This is a genomic window from Microvirga sp. jy35, assembly GCF_056148915.1.
In genome coordinates this window covers 25,627-49,159 of sequence record NZ_JBWBEW010000039.1, presented here as the reverse complement: position 1 = coordinate 49,159, position 23,533 = coordinate 25,627, and the positions used below count along the sequence as shown (strand labels likewise).

The following is a 23,533-nucleotide window of genomic DNA, read 5'->3' as shown; positions in this document are numbered from 1 at the left end:
ACCTCTACCACGCGCTCCAGGCCTGCCTGATCCCACTGTTCCCCGCCACCGGCAGCCTGACCAAGGTCATCCCCGAGACGACCTCTTAGACCGTTCCACTAGGTTCCCTGACACTCTTTCCTTCTGTCATCATTCGCGGACGCAACCGCAAAGTTTGGTAGTAACCGAAGTCTATTGTGCTGATGCCCCACTCAGCCGGCTGCGCAACATCTGCACCCGTTACCCCCGCATCACCGCCGCGTTCTGGCGCGAGATCCTCATCGATGCGGCGGTCTTCCGCGAGTGGGTGACTAATGTCGGCCGGCGCGAAGGCATGAGCCGCATGGCCCATGTGCGGTGCGAGTTGCTGGTGCGCCGGCAGGCTGTGGGCCTGGTCGAGGACCATGCCTGCGACCTGCCGATCACCCAAGGCGAGTTCGCCGACGCGCTCGGCTTCACCACGATGCACGTCAACCGGGTGCTGCAGCAGATGCGGGCCGAGGGCCTGATCGATCTGAGCGGCGACCGGCTGAGCATTCCCGATTGGGACAGGCTGAAGCAGGTGGGCGAGTTCGACCCGACCTACCTGCATCTGGAGACTGAGCAGGCTGCCGCATGAGCCTTACCTTCCAGCCCATCCGCGTGGCAACGGGATTTGACGAGGATGGCATGCTGGTCCTCGACGAGGACCAGCGGCTGGTAGCGGTGCTGACCCATCTCTCGGACCAGTATGACGGCTTATCCGGGCAGTGGTACATGGAAGCCAAGTTCGGTGTGCTGGAAGGACTGGGTCAGCCCACATACCCTGATTTGGAGGCGGCCCAGGAAGCCATCGTCCGGCACCTTGCCAGACGGCACTGAGACGGCTTGCAACTCCATAAATGGCCTTCTTCGAGGTTGAGCGCTCATGTACCCGGAACGTCTGGAAATGGCACGGGGCTGGCCTTAGCCGCACTTCCGCACTGCTGGGACGAGCGGACTTTCGCGCGAAGCCGTGCTCCTACCAAGATTGACCCCATGCAGGCCTTGCGTGTTGAAAGGAGAAGAGCGGCTATCCCGGAACGCTGATGCACACCCCGGAAAGCTTCCGCCCACCTACCGAGTCTTCGGGCTACGGAGGAACGCGAGCAGATCAAGCGCGACATCGTCCGGCGCCTCCCACTGGGGATCATGGCCAATCTCGGGGCTGATCTTGAGCATCGCGCCAGGGATGCGCGTGGCGAGGTGCTCCTGCTCTGTCCGCGAGAAGACACCGTCTCGGTCGCCACCCAGGATTAGGACTGGACAGCGGATCCGGGCGAGATCTGGCGCGGGATCGGCCGTGAGAAGGCTGGACAGCGCGGCTTTCCAGACGTGCGCCGGGAGCTTTAGGCTCTCGGCCACAATCCGCTCGAAGAACGCTGCCGGCACCGGGCGGTGAATGGTGCTGGCCTGGAACGCGCGGACGAAGTCCTCGCCGACGGGATCGTCGAGCGCCTCGACCTCCCGCAGCAGGTCCTGCGTGACCGCGTTGCTCGCGGTCGCGGCCGAGCCGACGATGACCAGGCGTTCAACGCGCTGGGGAGCTTGAGCGGCAACTGCGCGGGCGATGAAGCTGCCCATGGAGTGGCCGACCAGGGCGGCCTCTGCGATGCCAAGCAGGTCCATGAGTTGGATGGCGTCTGCGGCCAAATCGGCGGGAGCATAGCCATTCATGGGCCGGTCGGAGTCTCCATGTCCGCGCTGGTCCGGCACGATCACGTGCCAGTCCGCCGGGAGGAGCGGGAGAATGCGGCTGTAGGATACCCAGGAATCGGAATAGCCGTGCAGCATCAGCACGGCCCGGCCGCTCTCCGGCCCCTGCGCGGCCACGTGCAGGCCGAGGCCGGACGGCAGGCGATGTTTCGCAAATCGCAAATCGGCTGACATGCCCGCCATTGTACCGCGAGCGAGAGAGGCCAAGCAATGATGGCGTGATGGTTCCACCTTCAATGGATCTGGATGGTTCCGCACTACCTGGGAATAGGATTGCCACCCGCAGGGTTCCTCGTGGTCGCGTGGCTTGACGGTGCTCCTGTGAGGTGCGGAGCGCTGAAGGTCGGAATGGAGGGCACAGGCGAGGTCAAGCGGATATGGACGGCACCAACCGCGAGAGAGCTCGGAATCGCACGCCGGGTGCTGCGGCGGCTGGAGATGATAGCGGATGAGGCTGGCCTGACGCGGCTCCGCCTGGAGACCAATCGAACTTTGACCGAGGCTCAGGCGCTCTACCGAGCGGCGGGCTACCAGGAAGTAGATCCGTTCAATGGTGAGCCATACGCCCACCACTGGTTTGAGAAGCGGCTGTGAGCTCCCCTGCGGTTCTTCTCCTGCGTGTTCTGGCGGCGTGGATCGCACGCCGCACGGTCTGACAGTACCCATGCCACACAGGCTTATCCGAAGTTCTTTCGATGGTCGCGGAATGTCGGTTCATGGCACGTTCCGGACGAGGGCCGAACTTCCGCTTTGGACAGGAACATCAGACGTTCCTGTCAGTGAACGTGTTTCGTTGCCTGACCCGGTGGAGACATTCCGTTGTGGGCTTACACAAACCGAAGTCAGGCCCTTCATCAGGGATGGACCCCGAAGAGTTTGCTCGCTGTATGAGCAGCCTCTGTGTACCCCCTTGGCACACTGCGGCCTCTCGACAGGAGACAAGACGTGGATGTCGCGCAGTGGCTACAGGGTCTCGGGCTAGCGCAGTACGAGCAGAGTTGTGCGCGACCAGCACGTGGATCGCCGATTCAGGGCATCAGCTTTGCCCAAGGAAGCATCCATGAGGGTGAACTGTTTCGGAGCGACCTCAGCGCCGCTGCCGAGCACTAGAGAATGCCGTTCACACTGATGCAGCGGGTTTGGTCGTTTAGCGTCATCAGGTGGAGCATAGGTGCCGGGAAGCAGTTTGTCGAAAAAGTAGCGCATCCTGCCGTAGCATTTACAGGCTGTTTGTTCGAGACCAGCGCGGTCGGTTACGACAACGCATCCTCGGCGCTGCGTGATGAGGCCATTAGTCTGGAGGGGACGCAGGATGGCACTAAGGGGTGACCGTTGGACGCCGAGCATTTCGGCCAGAAATTCATGTGTCAGGGGCAGGGTATCCTTGGTCTTCTACTTTCTTCCTATTGTGAAGGTTCCCCGCGATCTGAGTGAAACTCAAGCATAGCCGGATGGATTACTCCGTCAGATGGTTGCCACGTGAGGTGATCGATGACCGCGTGCGAAGTCGAGGCGATAGCTCAGGCGTTCTACGACACACTTGATGAGGCACGCGGCTGGGAGCGTGAGCTGGAGAGCTTGAAAGAGCAGCTAAGGATATACGCCCGGGCGGCCATCACAGCCCTGGATGGTCAATGCCGCCCGATCCCAGCCTCCACGATTAACCCTCTCGTTGTGAATGGGCCCCTTGAGGCAGCCCGGAGCTTCCTCATGGAGGCACAAGAAATTAGCGTCCTGTCCGCGTCATCGTTCAGAGCCGTTCTTCGAGGGCCGGATCACACATTCGACGCTGTGAACCCCGACTACTACAACCTTGTCGGCCACCGGGAACTGCTTAATACCCCAGTGCGCAGCGCTTTGCCTGAGTTGAAGGGACAGGGCTACTACGATCTGCTTGATCAGGTCTATGCAACCAGAAAGCCATTCGTGGGACGCATGCTGCCAGTGCGGCTCCAGGCAACAGCAGGTGGCCCACTTGCGGAACACCTAATTGATTTTGTCTACCGGCCGATCGAGAACGAGGCAGGGCATGTGCTTGGCCTGTTCGTCGAAGGCAGCGACCAGACTCAGTGCGCGCGAGCGTAGCCAGCCTGTCCACAGACTGTCATAGGTGAAGGCTTTGCCATCATGCACAAGCGCTGCGACCGCGCGGAGCTGAACTTCCGTCACCGACTAGATCATCGGGGTCGCGCTCAACGCGAGCACGTGACAGCCAACAAACATGGAGGAGCGCGGGCCATCGGTACCGCGCTTCTACTTTGATCCCATCCGGTATCAGCGTGCGGACATGCGGCTCATCAGTCGGCACAGGGCCTGCATGTCGGCGTCGTAGCTCTCGGGCGAAGCAGATACCGTGGCGCAGCCGCGCCGCAATCTCAGGCGCTCATCCGCGCTCATGCTGCGGATCTCAGCCCGCAGACGCTCGGCTTGCTGGGGATTGTTCGGCCGGTTCGTGCCGATGCCGCCGGTGACGGGCGGGTTGCGCCCGACCCCCGGACGCGACGGATTGGCCGTGCCGCCCCCAATGACGCCACCGCCAATACCACCAGTGCCCCCGCCACCAATAATTCCGCCACCACCCGAGGAGCCACCGCCGCCGACACCAACCCCGACGCCCACGTCGACACCGTTGGAGACGCCAATCCCGGCCCCAACGCCAGCGCTGACGCCACTAGAACCGCCGATGCTAGTGCCCACGCCAGCCGTGACGCCATCAGATCCGCCGACACTCGCGCCAAGCCCGGCATTGACCCCGCTCGATCCGCCGATGCTGGCACCGCCACCGGCGCTTACGCCCGAGGAGCCGCCGACATTGGCGCCCGCACCGGCGCTGACGCCGCTGGATCCGCCCACATTAGCACCCGCTCCGGCTGCCACGCCGCTCGAACCACCTACGTTAGCTCCGCCGCCAGCTGAGACGCCGCCGGACCCGCCGACACTTGCACCCAGGCCAGCTCCGATGCCGCTGTCACCTCCAATACTAGCGCCGAGCCCGGCCGAGACGCCGTTCTCGCCGCGGTCGCGGGATAAGGCCGGATCCCAGGTCAGACAAGTTGTCAGGAGAACTGCCGCGCTAAACACTGAAGCCCCGCGGCGAAGGCTACTCGAACCTGCACGTGAAACCATCTCGCTACTCCCTTGGAGGTACCCCGGCGGGATCCTGTGAGGAAGACTCAGCTTTAAGGAATTTAGTTCCATAGCAACGGACGAATATCTTCGGTATAGGATCCAGCTGATACTCTGATCAACACAAAGCATGATGGATCGTCTTGCGTGTCCGCGGATAAATTCGAGCTGTCGTGCGTCATTACCTTCGCCCAAAATTGGAAGCGTGGAGCCGGACCGCGCATTTCTTTGGGTTAGGTGAGGAATTGCGGAACGCGGCTTTCGAGCCGCAACCCGGCGGACTTTTTTGTTCAGTGAGCTTCGTCGTGCGTTCGCAACCAACTTTTGGAAGAGCAATCGCGCATGGAGCGGGCAAACGATTAGGTTTTGGTACCAGACTGTCCTGCAAGCGCGTCTTGATATTCCAGCTGTATTGACAGACATAAAAATGCCTGGGTCGATCAATGGGCTGGAATTGACTCAGGTTATTCAAAAGCGATGGCCTGGAATCAGCGTGGTGATCTCGTCTGGTCGTCAGCGTCCGGGAACTGATGACATATCGGAGAAGGTAGCGTTCGTCTCCAAGCCATACCTGCCGGATGCGATGATCCTCGTGATCCAGCAGACAACAACGCCGCAGATCATGACACCCCGCGCCTTTGCGTGAGCACCCCGACATTGACGGTATCCAAAAGGGTTAAACCGTTAGGAGGCAATCTTCTTAGGAACTGCCCCGCTCCACGACGGTTATTGCCTAGTCGAGCCTGATCCGTAGGACGGCTCTCTCAGCAAGTTGCATGTCGTTCGAGCTCTGATACCAGAGCACGGGGAGACTTTTGCGTCTGCGCTGGACCAGAAATTATCGCAAGGGGCAAAAAACCTATGGACCAAAACGTCGCCTACAAGGCGCAGATTCTTCCGCTTGCTCAGAACCCCCTCCACCATGTGACCACCTACCTGCTGTGCCGGAATACCCTTCTGCGCACGGGCATTGCCCAGCTTCTGACCGGATCCCAGTTTGCTCTCTTTAATGACGCGTCCACAGGTGTGCCGTCTCTTTCGGCAGCGGACGACACCGCTCCCACTCTCATCCTCATCTGCGAGAGCCTCTCGCCCGAGGGCTATGCTGAACTCCTCGAAGAGCTGAAGGGTCGCTGCCCCGGCGCGCGGCTGGTGCTCCTGGCGGATGGCTTGGAGCCGCGGGCGCTCTGGCAGTTGGTCAACGCCGGCCTGAATGGCCTGTGCCCGACGGCGATCTCTCAGGGCGCTCTCATTAAGACGCTGGAACTGGTGATGCTAGGTGAGACCTTCCTGCCAGCGTCAATCGGCCTTGCTCTGCTCGACGAGCCCTCGCTTGCCCGCAGGCCCGGGATGACGTCTCCTGCCAACGACCAGGGTGGAACACTTGGCAGGTTCTCAGAACGGGAGGCGCAGATCCTGCGGCTGCTCACGACGGGCGCCTCTAACAAGATGATCGCCCGGGAGCTTGGCCTAGCGGAAGCAACGATCAAGGTGCATCTCAAGGCGATCCTGCGCAAAGCACAAGCTGCCAACCGCACCCAGGCTGCCATGTGGGCGTCTCAGTTCTTCGGCCTCAAAGTGAATTCCCAGGATGTAGAACTTGCTGGATGAGGCGGTCAGTGGATGGACACTTTATCCTGTAGGCCGATGACCACGATCATCAGCATGACCAGCAACCCGAACGCCATCAAAATGCGGCGGTTCTGGCCGAACGGAGCCTGAGGGCGGGCACAGCGGGGGCAAACTCCCAGTCCGTCAGGGATCGTCCGTTCACAGCAGAAAATCTCCGGCACAGGTTTTCTTATCCCGTGCTTCCTACATGGCACTCAATGAGCAGGAAAACGGCTCGACAGGCTAATCTGGGCGAGCAGTGGCGCAGATTGAGCCTTGCGAAGCTACAAACTGGGAGACGAAAGACCTCCCTTAAATCCAATACGGCATCCGCGGCTTCATGTGGCTCGGGAACTTCGCGTTCATGAGCGGCTCTGCGGACGTGAAAAGCAGCCTTCGACGGAAGGCCGGGGGCGTCTCCACGATCTCAATGTCGCGTGCCGGCGACTCCAAGGAAAAGAAGTCCGGAATGCCATTACCCATGAACGGCGCTTCCTGTGTCCAGGGTGGCACCCTGAGATCCCAGCGCCGGGCCATATGCTCCCCGACGGCACCGATCCACGCGTCGTTCCAGCCGAGTTCCAGCGGCGCGGGCGCCGGGTCGAGCATCGCCTGCTGAGTATCCCTGCTGCGCTCCAGGTAAAACGCCTCCTGGAACTGGCACATCGCGTAATGAAACCAGTCTGGGTTTCCGCGAATGAGTTCAGCTACATTGGCCAAGCACTTCGGCCTGAACTTCAATGGCGGTCCCAGACCGAACCGATCAAGGCCTATCTCGAAAGCTGACAGCTTGTGTTCAACAACCTTCCGCAAGTCACTGTCCTCATCCGTCCTCCTCTGGATGTACGGCATGACAAGCTTTCTGAGGCCCTTACCCGTCCTGATGCCAGCATCGGCTGCGATCCGGAAGGCTCCCTCCAGGTCCTCGACAGTGGTGTCGGGCATTGGACGCATGGTGGCCAGGAACACCATCGCAAGCAGGAGGCGGGGCGGAGCCGCCAGCACCCGGAGCCCGGGCCTCTCCCATGAGGGATACATCCCGGTCGGGAAGTCCCCAGACTGCGGGGTGCCATCCCGGCACAGTCTGGGCAGGAGCCGATCGACCCAGCCATCCGGAAGCCATACGAACTGTCCTACCCGTTCACAGGCCTGTCGGATAGGGCCGTTCTTGCCATCGAAGGAGATGTCGACCTGTTCGATGGGGTTGCCGTCATCGTTCCAGCCATAGCGCAGGAGGAAGACGTGGCCGGAGCAGACCATGATCTCGCCAAGCATTCTCCGGTCGCGGAGCTCCTCGCCTACGAGGTTCAGAGCCTTGAGGATGAGATCAGGATTGACGAGCGAGAAGACGGACATCACGTGACGCCTTGCTAGGGATCGCCTTATCCAATGCGATTTCTACATCATGGTTTCCGAAAACGCAGGGATTGTTTCTGAGGCAAAATAACGGTCCTCGCGGTTTCTCATCAGCCTATCAGCCTCGTTTCGTTACGGGATAATGGCTGATGGCGCAGCCCACCCGCCCTAGAGAACCGACCTTCTGATCAGGCGGGAAAGGTGCCATCTGCCTGAGCGGCTGTCAGGAAAGACGAGTACAGGACCTATGAACCGCTAGTGAGCGCTCCTCGACGTCGACCAAGGATGAAGCCGTTGAATTGGTGAGTGTCAGATAGAGGAGGTTGGGCGTCGGCTCCTGAACAGGAGACCCCAGATCATAAGTAGGACGATCGCTCCAAGGACAGCTACTATCAACCCGGTGCTGTCCTCCGCCTGATACCAGCCTGCCTCTTGCCCCAGATATGAGGCCGCTATGGCGCCAATGATGCCAAGGAGGCCGGTCAGCATGAACCCGAACGGTCCCTTTCTGCCGGGTGTAACCAGTCTGGCGACGACGCCAGCGGTCAAGCCTAGCGCCACGGTCCACATGATGCTCATGAGAGCTCCTGCCGAGAGACGTCGTCCAGAGAGGCAACCCTAGTGTCCGGTTTGGGTTGCAGCCCAGAATACTGTCATCCCGCAAATGGTTAGCAGTGTGAGGCAATAACTCTAGCTCAGGTCGACCGCGGCACTAAGAAAACAGGACCGCTCATCTCGCGAAGGTCCATTGATGGCACGTCCCGGACGTGGACCGAACTTCCGCTTTGGACAGGAACATCGGACGTTCCTCAAGGTCCGCGAATTTCACTGCCTGACCCGGAGCAGACATTTGCTTCAGTGGCAAGCCTTCAGCTCGGTGTTCGGTTAGGCGCGGCACGTGCTGAACAGGAGATTCTATGACCGTCTCTGCGCACTAACTGCCTCTACCACCGCCGTAAGGACGTTCTCGATCCTGAACGGCTTGTCGTAGACAGCCGCGAACAGCTCCGGATGGCTACGGGCAATCGCTCCTTGGGCCCCGCTCAGCAGGATGATTGGGATCCGGGCCCAATCCGGATTGGACTTGATCACCTGCGCCAGCTCCAGCCCGTTCATCAGCGGCATCATGAAGTCGGTGACCACCAGCGCCGGCACCTCCTTGTCCAGCAGCTCCAGGGCCTTGCGGCCGTTCGAGGCGGTCAGCACCCGGAATCCTTCCTCCTCCAGAGCATCAACGAGTATGTCCGTGATCAGAAACTCGTCATCAACAACTAGGATCGTCGTCATTCCCCGGTCCTGCTCCCGCTCAGACAACGTGCCGTCTCAAGAACGGGTCCGGCCGTCCAGCCGGGGCGTGCCTTCCAGCGCATGCTCCGCGCCCTCGAACGTCTCCGGAAGGCTGATGCCCTGGCTGCTGATGGCCAGTTCCCGAAAGGAAGGGTCGAAGGCACTGTCCCGTACCTTCAGGATCGACAGCAGACGGCGCAGCCGCGAATGCTGGTCGACAAAGCGCAAAGTGATCAGGTTGTCGGTCACGCTGGAGATCTCAGGCATCGGAGCCAGGATCTGGCGGCTGAACAGGTCGGTCAGCTCCCGGGTGCCAACGGCCGTGACGTTCAGAGCCCGCAACTCGTTGGTGAGCGCAGTGAAGAACTCCACCAGCCGTGGGGGATGAAGTGCAGCTCGCTCAAACCCGCCAAACCCGTCGATGAATAACCGCTTCACCCCACGGCGGCGTACTGCTTCCAGAAGCTTGTGCGCAAGTCCATCTAGCAGGTTTTCCGTCGAGGGCTGCCACAAGATCTCCAGGGCTCCCGAGGCGAGCAGCGGGTCAAGATCAAGTCCGAGAGAGCGCGCCTTGAGCTTCAGGCGCTCCGGCGTCTCATAGAAGCCGAAGTGAAGCGTCGGCTCCTCTGGCGAGGCCTGAGCCAAGAAGTGCAGCCCCAGGGTGGTCTTTCCTGTGCCGGAGGCGCCAATCACCAGCGTGCTGGAGCCCTGTTGCAGGCCGCCACCCGTCATCTCATCAAGTTCTGCCACGCCTGACGTGGTCCGAGCCGTGGTGGGGCTGTCCGACATCGAGGGCTGTCCGAGAACGGCTTCGAGCCGCGGGTAGACCACCACACCCCGGTCTAGGATCTCGAACTGATGGTACCCATGCATGGCCTTCACCCCACGGGACTTGCGTACCTGGAGGCGCCGTGCCGAGCGCACACCGAAGATCTCGTCCTTGAGCTGGATCACGCCATCGACCATCGTGTGCTCGGGGCTGGACTCATCTACTCGGGAGCTGGTGAGAAAGAGAACGGTGCAGCCGGCAAAGGCCGCATGACCCTGCAACTCGGCGATGAAGGTTTTCACGTCCAGGTTGCTCTCGGCCTTCTCCCGGGCGTTGAGCAGGCCGTCGAGGATGAGCAGGGTCGACTTCGTGCGCCCGATCTCCTGACGCAGCAGCTTGACGACAGCAGTGAGCCCTTCATCGCGGAGGGTCGTGAAGGCGCTCACATAGTTGATGCCATTGCCGAGCTTGGAGGGATCGAAGAACGTCAGGGTCGAGAGGTTCTCGAACAGGCGCTCGTGGGACTCGGCGAGGAGGGTCACGTAAAGGACACGCTGACCGGAGGCGGCGTGATGGAAGGCGATCTGGTTGGACAGGATCGTCTTGCCGGCGCCGGGGTGACCCTGGATGATGTAGGACGTGCCGGCGACCAGGCCGCCGCGCAACACCGCATCAAGTCCTTCGACACCCGTCTCGACGCGGGGCAGCTCATGGGGCACAGCTTCAGCTCCTCGAAGATGCTGTCCAAAGGAAGGAGCCCCACCAGAGGCGGAGCGCAGGATCGCAAGGACAAGCCTATAGCAGCGATAGTCTTGCACCACCAGAATTGCACTCGATCAATGCCGTGGAACCCGCTGCCAATGGCAGTCCTGCGCCGGGTTACGCAGCCTTGCCCACATGTTCGTCCCGCTCGTCCACCAAGGGCGCCTTCACCTCACAGACCACCCCGGCGAGGTCATAGGTGATCTTGACGTCACCTCCGAGTTCCAGCGCCAGGCTGCGCTCGATCAGGCGTGAACCGAAACCCTTCTGCTCGGGTGGTGAAACCGGCGGGCCGCCACGCTCTTGCCAGCGAAGGATCAGATGCGGCGGATCGTCGGCCTGAACCCGCCAGGTGATTGCGATCCGGCCTGACGGAGCCGAGAGCGCGCCATACTTCGCCGCATTGGTCGCCAACTCGTGCAGCGCCAAGGTCAGGGCCAGGGCCATCTTCGGGGTCAAGCGCACATCCGGCCCGCCGGTTTCGAAACGGTCACGGTGGTACGGTGAGAGGACCTCAGCAACAACTTGCGACAGGCTGGCTCTATCCCAGTTCTCCCGTGTGAGCAGGTCGTGGGCCTTGGACAGAGCGAGAAGGCGAGCCTCGAAGGTCTGACGCACTGTGTCGCCTGATTGTCGGGAGTTGAATGTTTGCCTCGCAACAGCCTGCACCGTTGCAAGAATGTTCTTCACGCGGTGGTTCAGCTCATGCACCAGAAGACGTTGCAGGCGCTCGGCCTCCTTGTGCCTGGTGATGTCGCGGGCAATCTTCGATGCACCCACGATCCTGCCTTGGGCATCCTTGATCGGGGAGATCGTCAGGGAAACCTCGACCAGACTGCCGTCCTTGCGCTGGCGGGTGCTCTCGAAATGCTCGACGCGCTCACCCCGGCGGATGCGGGCGAGGATCCTCTCCTCCTCATCCTGCCGGTCCTCAGGGAACAGGATCGTAATGGGCCTGCCAATGATCTCCTCGGCCCTGTAGCCGAAGAGCCGTTCCGCCCCCGTGTTCCAGCTTGTGACGATGCTCTCAAGGTTCTTGCTGACGATGGCGTCATCCGACGACTCGATGATCGCAGCGAGCCATCCCTCGACCTCTTCAACACGCTTGCGTGCACTGATGTCGCGGAAGTAAACGGACAGCCCGCCATCGCGGGTTGGGGAGATGCTCAAGTCCACCCACTGATGCACAACCGGAGACACCACCTCCAGGCGTGTGGGCTGACGCTCCTGCATGGCCTTCAGAAACGCCTTCCAAGGTTCAGAGGCGGCTGCTTGTGGAAACTGCTCCAGAAAGTCCTTGCCGATCAGGTCCTCGCGACTGCGGTTCCATCGTTCTGCTGCGGCGCGGTTGACGTAGGTAAAGCGCCAGTGGTGATCGACGGCAAAGAAGGCGTCGGCAACACTTTCCAAGATGTCGAAGCTCTGCTCGCGTGACGCCCCGACGCGGTTGCTTTTGGTCCGTCCTTGCTTCGTCGAGGGTTCACACGGCATCGCGCGACCTTACGGCAGGTGTTCTGCTCCTGCTCTCGTTCCGACGCTCGTGATCGTCCAGGAGCCGCAGCGCGGCCCGCACCACTTCACTGGCGCTCCGATAGCGTCCAGCCGCCACCTTCGCAGCAATCATGGCTGTGAGTTCCGGGGTCAATGAGGCGGTAATGATCGACTTTGAAGGCATGGCAGGACGGCCCGATAAGAAAAGTTCTTACCCTTGTAGGGGTACGCTGCAAGGTCTGCAAGGAGATGGAAGGCATCTCAGTGTCCAAAGTCCAAGCCGAGCTTCGAGAATGCGGGAGTGAGCAGATCATGTCACGCCCACGCTTAACGGCCGAGATTGGCACTCCTGAGACATAAATGTTTGGTCCGCTTGAGGACTCAAGAGCCGACGTTCGTTGATCGGCCGGAAGGTGAAAGTCTGACCCAATTCAGACCTTCCCGCGTGCGCGAAATGGCTGACGGCCTCGCGGGGCGGGCGGATTCCTGGTGGTCTACCCTCACCCGAGTTCAAGGAACGCCATGAGTTCCTCCGCAGCGGCCCGGCCGGCCCGGTTGGCCCCGATGGTCGAAGCGGAGGGGCCGTAGCCGACCAGATGCACCCTTGGGTCCTTCGCGACCTGCGTCGCCAGCCGTCCGGTCATGACGATGCCACCTCCAGGCTGGCGCAGCATGAGCGGCGCCAAGTGATCGAGGGAACTGCGAAAGCCGGTGCACCAGAGGATCACGTCGGCGCGGAGCGCAGTCCCATCTGACCAGCGAACCCCTTCCTCCGTGATCTCGCTGAACATGGGGCGCCGGGTCAGCACCCCGCGTGCCCGCATCGCTGCGACGGCAGGAGTGACGGGGATCCCAGTGACCGAGACAACGGACGCAGGCGGCAGGCCGCGGCGCACCCGGTCCTCCACCATCGCCACGGCGGCGCGCCCGACCTTCTCGTCGAACGGACCATCCCGGAATTCGGGCTCCCTCCGGGTCACCCAGGTGGTCGCGGTGACGCGAGACACCTCATCGAGCAACTGGATCGCCGAGATGCCAGCCCCCACGACAATGACATGCCGGCCCGAGAATTCCTGGGCGGTGCGGTAATCCTTCGTGTGCAGTTGCCTGCCCTTGAACCGCCCGGCTCCGGGCACGTCGGGAACGTAGGGGCTCTCCCAGGTTCCCGTGGCGTTGATGAGCCCACGTGCGGACACCTGGATCCGGTCTGTCTCGACCCCGAAGTGATCGTGCCTGTCGCAGACGACCCTCACCGTCACCGGGCGATAAACCGGCAGTTCGAACCGCTTCTCGTAGGCCGCGAAGTACTCCGGGACGGCGATGCTCGCCCGCACCTCAGGGCTGCCTGTGCCGATCACCTCGGAAAAGGGCATCCCCGGCAGGTCGTGGATGCGGTTGACCGTGCTCAGGGTCAGCGAGGGCCAGCGGTCCTGCCAGGCGCCCCCCGGTCCTGGAGACTGGTCGAGCACCACGAAACCCTTGTGCGGCGCCAATCCCAGCCTCTTGAGATGGTAGGCCGCCGAGAGCCCAGCCTGACCGGCACCGATGACAACGATCTGGCCCTTGAGCGCGATGCCCGGGGCGGCGGCATTTGGTGGCGAAGAAAGTGGTGAGGGGCTGTCCATCGGCACGCAGGCTCGTCTCCTGGATGCTTCTGCAAGCCTGATCACCGCCCGCGTAGGACAACCTTGCCCTTGCGACCGGGTTCAGTGCTGGCGCGCACGGCGTCGGCGATCCGATTAAGCGGGAAGGCGGCGTCGACCGGGAGCGTAAGCTTGCCACTGGCAGCCTCGGCGACGACTTCCTCGAGCAGACGGCCGATTACGTCGGGTGCGAGGCGCGGCTTGGCACCCCAGAAACCCCGAATGGTGATCTGTTGGAAGATAGCGACAGACGGCTCAATGCGGATTGGCTGGCCGCTCAGGGCGCCGAAGATGACGATCTCGCCGCCGTCAGCCACTAGGCGCGCAAGTTGCGCCGGGCCATCCCCGCCCACGGAGTCGAGCCCGGCGCGGATCAATCCACCGCCGACAAGATCGCGGGCGCGCGCTTCCCAGCCGGGCTGCTCGGTCGACACGACGTTGGTGATGCCGGCGGCTGCAAGTTCGGCGACCGCCGCGTCACGCCGGACAAGGCTGAGTACATTGACGCCCTTTTCCGCGCCGAAGCGCGACACAAGACGCCCGACCGCGCCATTGGCACTGTTCTGCACGAGCCAGTCGCCGCGCTGAAGGCCAAGGTCGGCCAGCACCATCTTGGCGCTGAGTGGCATGGCGATGAGCTGACAAGCTGTCTCATCATCAATGCCATCGGGCACGGGGCGTGCGTACCTTGCATCGACCAAGTAATAGTCGGCCCAGGTCTGTTGGGCGCCGCCGATCACGCGCTGCCCGACTTGGAGGTTTTCGACCCCGGCGCCGAGTTCCTCCACCACGCCGAGCGCCTCCGTACCGCCGATCGCCGGCAGCGGGGGCTTGATGCCATAGGTGCCAGCCACGGTCATCAGGTCATGATTGTGGATGGGGGACAGGATCATCCGGAGCAGCGCCTGCCCCGGACCGGGCGCTGGCCGCTCACGCTTGGCAAGGGTCAACACCTCGGCCGGATCGCCGAACCTTTCGAATACAACGCTCTGCATGAGCAATTCCTTTGTCGAAATAGGTTCTTCAATTAGGTTGGGTGGTCCTGAGGGCAAGATTTGGCACGAGGCGGAAGAAACGCTTCGGTCTGCTCATGAGGCGGCGAGCAGACCTTCATTCCATCTGCTGTTCGTTACACTTTGACCCAGTGCGGACCTTAGGTGTCATTCGTCCGCCCAGCATTCGGTAACAAATGTCACAAGAGCGCCCTGAATGATCAGGGTATCAGTCGGTCGGCTCGGAGTTCCGCAAACAGGTCGAAGAAGGCATCGTCGGTGGGCTGGTAGGCGGTAAAGCCGAAACGTCGGCTCTTCGACATGTCGGTCACCACCTCGATCGGCCGTCCGAGATCGGCATCCGTGTGCCAGGGGGATGCGAGACGGCCAAGGTCCGGCTCGGCCAGACCTTCTCGCTCGGCAATGTGACGCCAGGTGGGAGCATCCTCCTTCATCTGCGCTTCCAGCGGCAGGACGGAGCCGTCGAAGGGGACAGGCTCAAGATCGAACCACTCGGCAAGGCGGCCCCACATCCAGCTCCACCGGAATACATCGCCGTTCACCACGTTGAATGCTTGATTGAAGGCAGCCGGGGTTGTCGCAGCCCATAGAAGATGCTTGGCGAGCTGCCGGGCATCGGTCATGTCGGTCAGGCCGTTCCATTGGGCCGCCGAGCCGGGAAAGCGGAACGGACGCCCGGTCTCACGGCAGAGCGTGGCATAGACCGCCAGCGTCGTTCCCATGTTCATGGCATTGCCCACCGCCTTGCCGATGACGGTGTGCGGGCGATGGATGCTCCAGGTAAATCCGTCGCGCTCGGCGGCGGCGAACACCTCGTCCTCTTGGGCATAGTAGAAATTTTCGACGTCGAGCCGCCCCTGCTCCTCCCGGAACGGCGTCTGCGGGAGCGTGCCCTTGCCGTAAGCCTCGAAGGGCCCGAGATAGTGCTTGAGGCCTGTGACCAGCGCGACATGCCGAACGGTGCCCGCGGGACGAAGCCCATCCAGGAGGTTGCGCACCATGGCGGCGTTAACGCGGATGTTCTCCGCTTCGGTCGCCTGGCGCGACCAGGTCGTGATGAACACGGCCTCCGGCTTGACCTCGGCAAGATCCGTGGAGAGCGAGGCCTCGTCCTGGAGGTCGGCGGCAATCGGCCTCACTCCCGTCTGCGGGGTCGGTCTTCTGGCGAGACCGAGTACATCCCAGCCTTCAGCCGCGAGGTGCGCCGCCGTCGCGCTCCCCACGATCCCGCTCACGCCTACTACCAGTGCTGTCTTGGCCATTGCAGCCTCCATGGTCCGGGGTGGTAGCTAGGCATCGCAGCCGTCGGCGCCTAGAGGGAGCCGTCCACGCACTTACCTGCTACCCACCGGTCTTTGCTACCGACCACCCCGGATCGGTCTTCGTGGGCGGGATTGCGTGTGTGCGCAATTATCCCGCCCGCCTATGTCTCGCTTACGAACGACGGCTCAACGTGCCACGTCTATCACAACCTTACCGACATGGTTCCCGCTCCCGATTCGCCGGTACGCCTCGCGGTACTCCGCAAAGGGAAACACCTGATCGATGACCGGCCTGACTTCGTGCATTGCCATGGCGGCGAGCAAGGCCTCGAAATTCTCCCTGGGGCCGATGGCCGTGCCGGCGATGGTGAGGGATCGCGAGAGGATGTTGATCGGGGGCAGCCCGCCGCCAAAGCCGCTGACGAAACCTACGATTGTGATGTCACCGCCTTTGCGCGTCGACGCGGCGGATTTGACGATCGTCTTGTCCCCGGCAATGTCGACGACCTTGTCGACGCCCCTGCCGTCGGTGAGAGCAAGAATCTCGCGATCCCAGTCGGGGAACGTGCGGTAGTTCACGACCGACTCAGCGCCCAGTTCCTTGAGCTTCTCGGCCTTTTCATCCGTCGACGTGATCGCCAGAACGCGAGCACCGAACATGCGCGCCACCTGGAGTGCGAACAACGCCACGCCACCCGTGCCCTGGACCAGCACCGTCTGGCCCGGCTGAAGGGGCGACACCAGATTGAGGGCCGTCCAGGCCGTCACGGCCGCGCAAGGCAGCGATGCGGCCTCGACGTAGGACATGTAGGCAGGCAAATGAACGATTGCGTTTTCGTGCAACAGGATGTGGTCTGCCAGCCACCCATCCGTGGTCATGCCGAGGCTGTCCAACTGATATTCCGGACGCGGCGGGCCGCCGATCCAGTGGGGGTGGCAACCGGCCGTGACACGGTCGCCGACTTTCGCCCGCGTCACGCCGTCTCCGACCGCCACGACCTCGCCGGCACCATCCGACAACGGTACTCCGTTCTCCTTGGTTGGCCCACTGTATTGGCCATCCAGGATGGCCTGGTCCCGGTAGTTCAGGGAAGCGGCGTGAACCCGGATCATCACCTCATGGCGGCCCGGCGTCGGCACAGGCTCGTCGTGCAGTTCCAGGCCCGGCTTGTCGCCGGAAGTCCATCTGACAGCCTTCATTCTTCTGATCCTCGTTGGGGCAGCCCGGGTATGACTGCCCGAGAGCCTGCTGATCGGATTGATGGGATCACTGCCCGGCTCCGGGCGTGGGCCGGCAAGACCGAAATCCAAATTGGTGCAGCACGTTCCCGCTGGACATCGACAAATCAGGGATGTGCAAGGCCGTTACCCAATCCCGTGAGCGGGTGTCGGCCGCCTGAGGTCGCAGGCAGCCGAACTCCAACCCGTCGCTTCCTAGTTGGGCAGTCGCGCGACCAACGCGCGCAGTGCGGGCATATCGGCACCCTGCGCTTCCCCGAGGGCCAGTGCCTCACGGAGAAGCTGATGATCCTGACCGTTCACCTTGCCGCCGTGATGGTAGCGGTAGAAGGCGGCCAGATCGAGCGGCATGGCGTCCGTCTCCATCCGGCGATGGAACTCCAGGATCGTTTTCGCATCGGTGCTTTCGCTGGCGGCCAGACCCGTCTGCCCGTACATCGGCAAGCGTTGAAACTCCCGCATGGCCTCGCTGCCGAGTTGCCATGTCTCGTCCGCCGGGTCGATGTCCGCGGTTACAGGCCAACCCAGCAGTTCCCAGGCTGCCAAGGGCGCAAAATGCGCGACCCACAGCCTGACCTCTTCCGCCAGGAAGACATCGCATTTCGAAACGCCGCAGCGGTCATAGAGTGCCGCAAACCCATGCGCCACCTGCGGCGCGTTGAGAGCCACATAGAAGCCGGATGCGGAGAAGTGGCGATATGCGTAGTCGGCCCTCGCCAGCAGGTCCGCATTCACGCCGGGGTGCAGCGGGATCGCAGCCGGTCCCACCTCGTAGACGAGGTTTGCAAGACCGCCGCTGGTGACCTGCGTCTCCGCAAGCCCGGACCGCTCCAGGAACCAGGACCGAAGATCGATGCCCACGCTGCCGATGATCACCTCCGTCTCGGTGCCCCGGAAGGCACGCCCGATCTCGTCCACCAGCCTCTGGCCGGCCTCCGCGCGAAGCGCCGCTCCATCGAGCGTGATGACCAGGAAGTCGAACGAGGTTCCGGCCAGCTCGGCCGGGTCGGTGAGCAGCCCGTAGCCGGAGAACGTCTTCAGGCTGTGGTCGTCGTAGGAGTAGAGGACCTGCGGCCTCGACAACTGCTCCTGACGATGCGGTCGCACCAGGAAGGTGACGGCAGCTCCCGCCAGGCTCAGGTGATAGCCCGTGCTGACGCCCATCGAGCCGGCGCCAACGATGCAAACGGATGGGGTACTTGTTTTCGTCATGAGGAAACTCCGGTTTCTAGGGTTGGGGCGCAGGACAGAGCCTGGATTTCTCCGCCCGAACCTCACGCCGTTGGATGCGAGGCAATTCTTTCGATGAACCGTGCGTCAGCCTTCAGCCGATCCGGCCGGCTGCGGCCTCCAGCTCATCCAGGAGGTCGGATGCATGCTCCGGCAGGGGACAGGGCAGCCGGGCGAGGCTCGAGAGCATCAAGCCAACGGCTGCGAGCAGGAGCAAGGAGGATCGCTTCCCATCCTCGCCTCCGCTTTCCCGTGCGATGCAAGCCATGAGGGATCGCAGTTCCTCACAGGGTTCCTCCCGCTCACGGGCCAGCAGCAGCGGTGCAAAGGACCGTCCACCGCGTTCATAGTCCCGGCGCAGGTGCCGCACGAACGCCTGGAGGACTGGCACCGAACCCGCCTTGGCCTCCCGCAGCGTGTCCGCCATGCGGGAGGCCATGCGTCGCTGCATGCCGGAGATCAGGCTGTCCTTCGAGCGGAAGTGATACAGCAGGCCGCCCTTGCTGACCCCAGCGGCCTGCGCCACCCCGTCAAGGGTGAAGCCGGCGATGCCGCGGGAGCAGACCAGCTCCTCCGCGGCATCGAGGATGCGGTCGTGGACCAGGTCCGTCGTGTCGCAACGCTGGGCTGTCACGTCCAACACCCCCGTCATGGATGGGCCGCCGCGGCGGTCCCGGGGAGTGCCTCCGGAGCCTGGACTGCGTCCCCTTCGGGCGCATCCTTCCCGGCGACCTCTTCCGACGGCCGCCTCGTTCGCAAGGTCTTCAGGACGAAGACGAAGAAGGCGGGAACGAAGAAGATCGCCAGCACAGTGGCCGAGATCATGCCCCCCAACACACCCGTGCCGATGGCGTTCTGGCTTGCCGCGCTCGGTCCCGTGGCGATCGCGAGCGGCACGACGCCAAGGGCAAAGGCCAGCGACGTCATGACGATCGGCCGGAAGCGCAGGCGCGCCGCCTCCACCGCCGAGTCCAAAAGCGACCTGCCTTCGGCATAGTAGTCCTTGGCGAACTCCACGATCAGGATGGCGTTCTTGGCCGACAGGCCGATGATCGCGATCAGGCCGACCTTGAAGTAGATGTCGTTGGGCATATCCCGCAGCATCACGGCCAGCACCGATCCGATGATGCCAAGCGGCACCACCAGCATCACCGACAGCGGGATCGACCAGCTCTCGTAGAGTCCCGCCAGCAGCAGGAAGACGAACAGGATGCTCAACCCGAACAGGAGCGGCGCCTGCGAGCCGGAGGTGATCTCCTCCAGCGACTGGCCCGTCCACTCGAAGCCGAAGCCCTCGGGCAGCTCGGACGCGAGCCGCTCCATCTCGGCGATGGCCGCGCCCGAGGAGTATCCGGGAGCCGGCTGGCCCGACAGCCTGACCGCCGGATAGCCGTTGTAGCCCACGATCTGCGGCGAGCCCTTGCGCCATTCGGCAATCGCCAGGGAGGACAGGGGCACCATGCCGCCGTTGGCGTTACGCACGTTGATCCTGAGCACGTCCTCGATCTGGAGGCGGCTGCGGTCCTGCGCCTGGACGATGACGCGCTGCATTCGTCCCGCATTCGGATAGTCGTTGATGTAGGACGAGCCGAGGTTGGCGGTGATCGCGTTGTTGATGTCGGAGAACGATACGCCGAAGGTGTTGGCCTTCTCGCGGTCGATGACCAGCATCACCTGGGCGGCATCCGGCATGCCTTCCACCCGGAGGCCCGTGACGATGGGGCCGCTGCCGGCCTTCGCCATGAGCTCGGCATTGGCCTTCTTGAGCGCTTCCTGACCCAACCCGCTCCGGTCCTGGAGCCGGAACGAGAAGCCGTTCGTCGTGCCGAAGCCCTCGATCGGCGGCGGTGACAGCGCGAAGGCCGTGGCGTCTTTGAGCCCGAAGAGCTTCATGTTCGCCCGGTTGGCGATCTCCTGGACGGAGTTGCCGTCGCCGCGCTCCGCCCAGTCCTTCAGCGTCACGAAGGCGATGGCGGCGTTCGCGCCCATGCCCGAGAAGCTGAAGCCCTGGATGGCCACGACGTTCTCGACTGCCGGCTCGTCCCTGAAGATTGCCTCGATCCGCTCGACGGACGCGCGGGTGCGGTTGGCGCTGGCCTCCGGCGGGGCCTGGATGTCAACGATCAGGAAGCCCTGGTCCTCGTTGGGCACGAAGGCCGTGGGCAGGCTGATGAAGAGATAGCCCAAGCCCACGACGAGGGCGAGGTAGACCACCATCATCCGTCCGGCACGACGCGCCATCCCTGTCACGACGGTGGAGTACCCGGCAGTCAGCCTGTCGAACTTGCGGTTGAACCAGCCGCCAAGACCGCGCTTTTCGTGGTGCCCGTGCTTGATCGGCTTGAGGAAGGTCGCGCACAGGGCAGGGGTCAGCGAGAGCGCCAGGAAGGCGGAGAACAGGATCGACACCACCATGGTCAGGCTGAACTGGCGGTAGATGACGCCGGTCGAGCCCGGGAAGAACGCCATCGGGATGAACACGCAGGACAGCACCAGCGTGATGCCGAGGATCGCGCCCGTGATCTGGCCCATGGCCTTTTGGGTCGCGGCCTTGGGCGAGAGACCTTCCTCAGCCATGATGCGCTCGACGTTCTCGACGACCACGATGGCGTCATCAACGAGGATGCCGATGGCCAGCACCATCGCAAACATGGTGAGCACGTTGATCGAGAACCCCGTCGCGTACATGACGGCGCAGGTTCCAAGCAGCGCCACAGGCACCACCAGCGTCGGGATGACGGTGTAGCGGATGTTCTGGAGGAAGACGAACATCACCACGAACACGAGGACCATCGCCTCGAGCAGCGTGTGCACCACCTTCTCGATCGAGGCCGAGACGAAGGGGCTGGTGTCGTAGGGGATGGAGTACGCGATGCCGGAGGGGAAGAACTTCTCCAGTTGGGCCATCCTGGCCTGGATGGCTTTCGAGACCGCGACCGCGTTGCCCGTGGACGAGAGCTGGATGGCGATAGCAGCGCTCGGCTGGCCGTTGAGGCGGCTTGAGAAGTTGTAGGTCTCGGCCCCTTCCTCGATCCGGGCGATGTCCTTGAGCCGGACCGTGGAGCCGTCGGGGGTGGCCCGCAGGATGATGTCGCCGAACTGCTGCACGTTGGTGAGCTGCCCCTGGACAATGACGGTGGCGGTGATGTCCTGGCTGACCGGGTTCGGGGCGGCGCCGATCTGGCCCGCGGCGACCTGGGCGTTCTGGGCCGCGATGGCCGCATTGACGTCCACGGGCGTCAGGTTGAGGCCGACCATCTTGTCGGGGTCGATCCAGACCCGCAGCGCCCGCTGGGCGGCATAGAGCTGGGCCCGACCGACACCGTCAATGCGGCGGAGCTCGCCGATGATGTTGCGGTTGATGTAGTCGCCCAGCGCCACCGGGTCGCGGGTACCGTCGGTGGAGGTCAGCGAGACCATCATCAGGAAGCCGGAGCCTGCCTCTTCGACGTTGATGCCCTGGGAGCGCACGGTCGCGGGAAGGCGGGCCTCAACGCGCCGGATGGCGTTCTGCACGTCGACGGAGGCCTGGTCGATGTTCGTGCCGGCCGCAAAGGTCGCGTTGATGCTGACCCAGCCCGAGCTGTCGGAGGTGGATTCGAAGTACAACAGGCCCTCGACCCCGTTCAGCTCCTCCTCGATCTGGCGGGTGACGCCCTGGTAGATCTCCTGGGGCGATGCGCCCGGGTAGGTGGTCGTGATGGTGAGCTGCGGCGGGGCCACCTTCGGGTACTGCGCGATGGGCAGGAACGGGATCGCGAGCACGCCCGCGATGGAGATGAAGAGCGCGAAGACCCAGGCCAGGATCGGGCGCCGGATGAAGAGCTGTGCCATGATCGGTTACTCGACCGCCTTGCTGGTCGTGGATGTGGTGGTGGGTTCGGCTGATGCGGACTTCCAGGGTTCGGGCGCGACCTTGCCGCCGGCCTGCACCTTCTGCACGCCGTCGACGACGATGCGCTCGGAGCCGTCGAGGCCTGCCTCGACCACCCAGTCCTGACCGAGGGAGCGGCCGAGCGTGAGGGTGCGCGCCTGCGCGGTGTTGTCGTCCCCGAGGACATAGACCTGCGGTTGGCCCGTTGCGGTCCGCACGACGGCGCGCTGGGGAACGGTCACGCCGGCCTGCCGCACCCCCTGTTCGAGACGCACGCGCACATACATGCCGGGCAGGAGGTCTCCCTTCGGGTTCGGGAACTCGGCCCGCAACGTCACCTGTCCGGTGGTGGGCGCCACGCTGGCGCTGGCGAACAGGAGGCGGCCCGGCTGCCCGTAGACGGTGCCGTCGTCCATGACGAGCTCGACGCGCGCCTCGCCCGGGGCAGGGCTGGCGAGCGTCTTCTGCTCCACGGCTCTCTTGAGCGCCAGCAACTCCTGGGCCGACTGGGTGAAGTCGGCATAGACCGGATCGACCTGCTGGATGAGCGCAAGCGCGGAGGCGCCCTCGGCGGTGACAAGCGCGCCTTCCGTGACGAGGGCGCCGCCGATGATCCCGGTGATCGGGGCCCGGACCTCGGTGTAGTCGAGATTGATCCTGGCCTCCGCGAGGGCGGCCTCGGCCAGACCGACGTCAGCGTCGGCCTGGGCCAGGTTGGCGACGGCCTCGTCGTAGGCCACGCCGCTGGTGACAGCTCGTTCCCGCAGGGTCTTCTGGCGCTCGAGCTGCTGGCGGGCATTGGCCTGAATTGCCTTGGCCTTTTGCAGCGATGCCTCGGCGCTGTCGATGCGGACGCGGAACAGACGGGGCTCGATGCGGAAGAGCACGTCACCCTGCTTGACCCGGCTGCCCTGCTGGAACACGCGCTCCTGGAGGATGCCCGAGACACGGGCGCGGACCTCTGCGGTGCGGGTCGCCGCGATGCGGCCGGGCAACTCGTTCACGACCGGGACCGGCCGCGCCTGGAGCTGGATCACCCCGACCGCGGGCGGCGGCATGGCCCCGGCGGCTTGCGCAAGGGCGCCACCGGACGCGAGCACGAGGAACGTGGAGGCGATCAGGCACGCCTTCAGGCGCGACCGTTGTGTGCTGTACAT

The 23,533-nt window shown here is 63.4% G+C and carries 23 protein-coding genes; 6 read left to right on the top strand and 17 right to left on the bottom strand.

The window, feature by feature from the left end; translation table 11 throughout:
- Positions 1–154: 154 nt before the first annotated feature.
- Both AC0QTX_RS22015 and AC0QTX_RS22010 read left to right on the top strand, forming a co-directional pair.
- On the top strand, positions 155–598 hold the full coding sequence (locus AC0QTX_RS22015; RefSeq protein WP_474605960.1) for a Crp/Fnr family transcriptional regulator: 444 nt from the start codon (positions 155–157) through the stop codon (positions 596–598).
- On the top strand, positions 595–840 hold the full coding sequence (locus AC0QTX_RS22010; RefSeq protein WP_474605959.1) for a hypothetical protein: 246 nt from the start codon (positions 595–597) through the stop codon (positions 838–840). The genes AC0QTX_RS22015 and AC0QTX_RS22010 overlap by 4 nt, the downstream gene beginning before the upstream one ends.
- Positions 841–1,074: 234 nt before the next feature.
- Here AC0QTX_RS22010 and AC0QTX_RS22005 read toward each other — a convergent pair whose 3' ends face one another.
- Positions 1,075–1,887 carry an alpha/beta fold hydrolase gene (locus AC0QTX_RS22005; RefSeq protein WP_474605958.1) on the bottom strand — a complete coding sequence of 271 codons (813 nt, stop codon included), beginning with the start codon at positions 1,885–1,887 and terminating at the stop codon, positions 1,075–1,077.
- Between the two features lie 72 nt (positions 1,888–1,959).
- On the opposite strand from AC0QTX_RS22005, the gene AC0QTX_RS22000 reads away from it, so the two are divergent.
- Positions 1,960–2,307 (top strand): GNAT family N-acetyltransferase, encoded by a 348-nt coding sequence (locus AC0QTX_RS22000; RefSeq protein ID WP_474605957.1) that lies wholly within the window; start codon positions 1,960–1,962, stop codon positions 2,305–2,307.
- Positions 2,308–2,691: 384 nt separating this feature from the next.
- Here AC0QTX_RS22000 and AC0QTX_RS21995 read toward each other — a convergent pair whose 3' ends face one another.
- Entirely contained in the window at positions 2,692–3,060 is a 369-nt protein-coding gene (locus tag AC0QTX_RS21995) for a hypothetical protein (RefSeq protein WP_474605956.1), read from the bottom strand.
- A 144-nt stretch (positions 3,061–3,204) separates the two neighbouring features.
- Between AC0QTX_RS21995 and AC0QTX_RS21990 the strand changes: the two genes are divergently transcribed.
- On the top strand, positions 3,205–3,798 hold the full coding sequence (locus AC0QTX_RS21990) for a PAS domain-containing protein (RefSeq protein ID WP_474605955.1): 594 nt from the start codon (positions 3,205–3,207) through the stop codon (positions 3,796–3,798).
- Positions 3,799–3,987: 189 nt separating this feature from the next.
- Here the strand turns inward: AC0QTX_RS21990 and AC0QTX_RS21985 are convergent, their stop codons facing one another.
- Complete coding sequence (locus AC0QTX_RS21985) at positions 3,988–4,794, bottom strand: hypothetical protein (protein ID WP_474605954.1); 807 nt, start codon at positions 4,792–4,794, stop codon at positions 3,988–3,990.
- Between the two features lie 331 nt (positions 4,795–5,125).
- On the opposite strand from AC0QTX_RS21985, the gene AC0QTX_RS21980 reads away from it, so the two are divergent.
- Together AC0QTX_RS21980 and AC0QTX_RS21975 are read left to right on the top strand one after the other, a co-directional pair.
- On the top strand, positions 5,126–5,485 hold the full coding sequence (locus AC0QTX_RS21980) for a response regulator (RefSeq protein ID WP_474605953.1): 360 nt from the start codon (positions 5,126–5,128) through the stop codon (positions 5,483–5,485).
- A gap of 215 nt (positions 5,486–5,700) precedes the next feature.
- Positions 5,701–6,450 (top strand): LuxR C-terminal-related transcriptional regulator, encoded by a 750-nt coding sequence (locus AC0QTX_RS21975; RefSeq protein WP_474605952.1) that lies wholly within the window; start codon positions 5,701–5,703, stop codon positions 6,448–6,450.
- 312 nt (positions 6,451–6,762) lie between these two features.
- Here AC0QTX_RS21975 and AC0QTX_RS21970 read toward each other — a convergent pair whose 3' ends face one another.
- From AC0QTX_RS21970 to AC0QTX_RS21905, 14 genes are all read right to left on the bottom strand, one after another.
- On the bottom strand, positions 6,763–7,806 hold the full coding sequence (locus AC0QTX_RS21970) for a hypothetical protein (protein ID WP_474605951.1): 1,044 nt from the start codon (positions 7,804–7,806) through the stop codon (positions 6,763–6,765).
- 309 nt (positions 7,807–8,115) lie between these two features.
- A complete protein-coding gene (locus tag AC0QTX_RS21965; protein ID WP_474605950.1) occupies positions 8,116–8,385 on the bottom strand; it encodes a GlsB/YeaQ/YmgE family stress response membrane protein in 270 nt (89 codons plus the stop codon).
- Between the two features lie 336 nt (positions 8,386–8,721).
- Complete coding sequence (locus AC0QTX_RS21960) at positions 8,722–9,093, bottom strand: response regulator (protein ID WP_474605949.1); 372 nt, start codon at positions 9,091–9,093, stop codon at positions 8,722–8,724.
- A gap of 36 nt (positions 9,094–9,129) precedes the next feature.
- On the bottom strand, positions 9,130–10,581 hold the full coding sequence (locus AC0QTX_RS21955) for a DUF7125 family protein (RefSeq protein WP_474605948.1): 1,452 nt from the start codon (positions 10,579–10,581) through the stop codon (positions 9,130–9,132).
- Positions 10,582–10,741: 160 nt separating this feature from the next.
- Positions 10,742–12,034, bottom strand: a complete 1,293-nt coding sequence (locus AC0QTX_RS21950; RefSeq protein ID WP_474605947.1) for a sensor histidine kinase — start codon at positions 12,032–12,034, stop codon at positions 10,742–10,744.
- 70 nt (positions 12,035–12,104) lie between these two features.
- On the bottom strand, positions 12,105–12,299 hold the full coding sequence (locus AC0QTX_RS21945) for a type II toxin-antitoxin system ParD family antitoxin (RefSeq protein WP_474605946.1): 195 nt from the start codon (positions 12,297–12,299) through the stop codon (positions 12,105–12,107).
- Positions 12,300–12,615: 316 nt separating this feature from the next.
- A complete protein-coding gene (locus AC0QTX_RS21940; protein ID WP_474605963.1) occupies positions 12,616–13,740 on the bottom strand; it encodes an NAD(P)-binding domain-containing protein in 1,125 nt (374 codons plus the stop codon).
- A gap of 41 nt (positions 13,741–13,781) precedes the next feature.
- Positions 13,782–14,753 carry a zinc-binding dehydrogenase gene (locus AC0QTX_RS21935; RefSeq protein WP_474605945.1) on the bottom strand — a complete coding sequence of 324 codons (972 nt, stop codon included), beginning with the start codon at positions 14,751–14,753 and terminating at the stop codon, positions 13,782–13,784.
- Positions 14,754–14,971: 218 nt separating this feature from the next.
- Positions 14,972–16,033, bottom strand: coding sequence for an SDR family oxidoreductase (locus tag AC0QTX_RS21930; protein ID WP_474605944.1), 1,062 nt, complete (start codon positions 16,031–16,033; stop codon positions 14,972–14,974).
- Between the two features lie 186 nt (positions 16,034–16,219).
- Positions 16,220–17,233 carry a zinc-dependent alcohol dehydrogenase family protein gene (locus tag AC0QTX_RS21925; protein WP_474605943.1) on the bottom strand — a complete coding sequence of 338 codons (1,014 nt, stop codon included), beginning with the start codon at positions 17,231–17,233 and terminating at the stop codon, positions 16,220–16,222.
- A gap of 234 nt (positions 17,234–17,467) precedes the next feature.
- The gene (locus tag AC0QTX_RS21920) at positions 17,468–18,484 is read right to left on the bottom strand and encodes a ketopantoate reductase family protein (protein ID WP_474605942.1); all 1,017 of its coding nucleotides are present in this window, start codon (positions 18,482–18,484) and stop codon (positions 17,468–17,470) included.
- A gap of 112 nt (positions 18,485–18,596) precedes the next feature.
- On the bottom strand, positions 18,597–19,154 hold the full coding sequence (locus AC0QTX_RS21915) for a TetR/AcrR family transcriptional regulator (RefSeq protein ID WP_474605941.1): 558 nt from the start codon (positions 19,152–19,154) through the stop codon (positions 18,597–18,599).
- Positions 19,151–22,336 carry a multidrug efflux RND transporter permease subunit gene (locus tag AC0QTX_RS21910; RefSeq protein ID WP_474605940.1) on the bottom strand — a complete coding sequence of 1,062 codons (3,186 nt, stop codon included), beginning with the start codon at positions 22,334–22,336 and terminating at the stop codon, positions 19,151–19,153. Before AC0QTX_RS21910 ends, AC0QTX_RS21915 begins: the two co-directional genes overlap by 4 nt.
- Positions 22,337–22,342: 6 nt before the next feature.
- On the bottom strand, positions 22,343–23,533 hold the full coding sequence (locus AC0QTX_RS21905; protein WP_474605939.1) for an efflux RND transporter periplasmic adaptor subunit: 1,191 nt from the start codon (positions 23,531–23,533) through the stop codon (positions 22,343–22,345).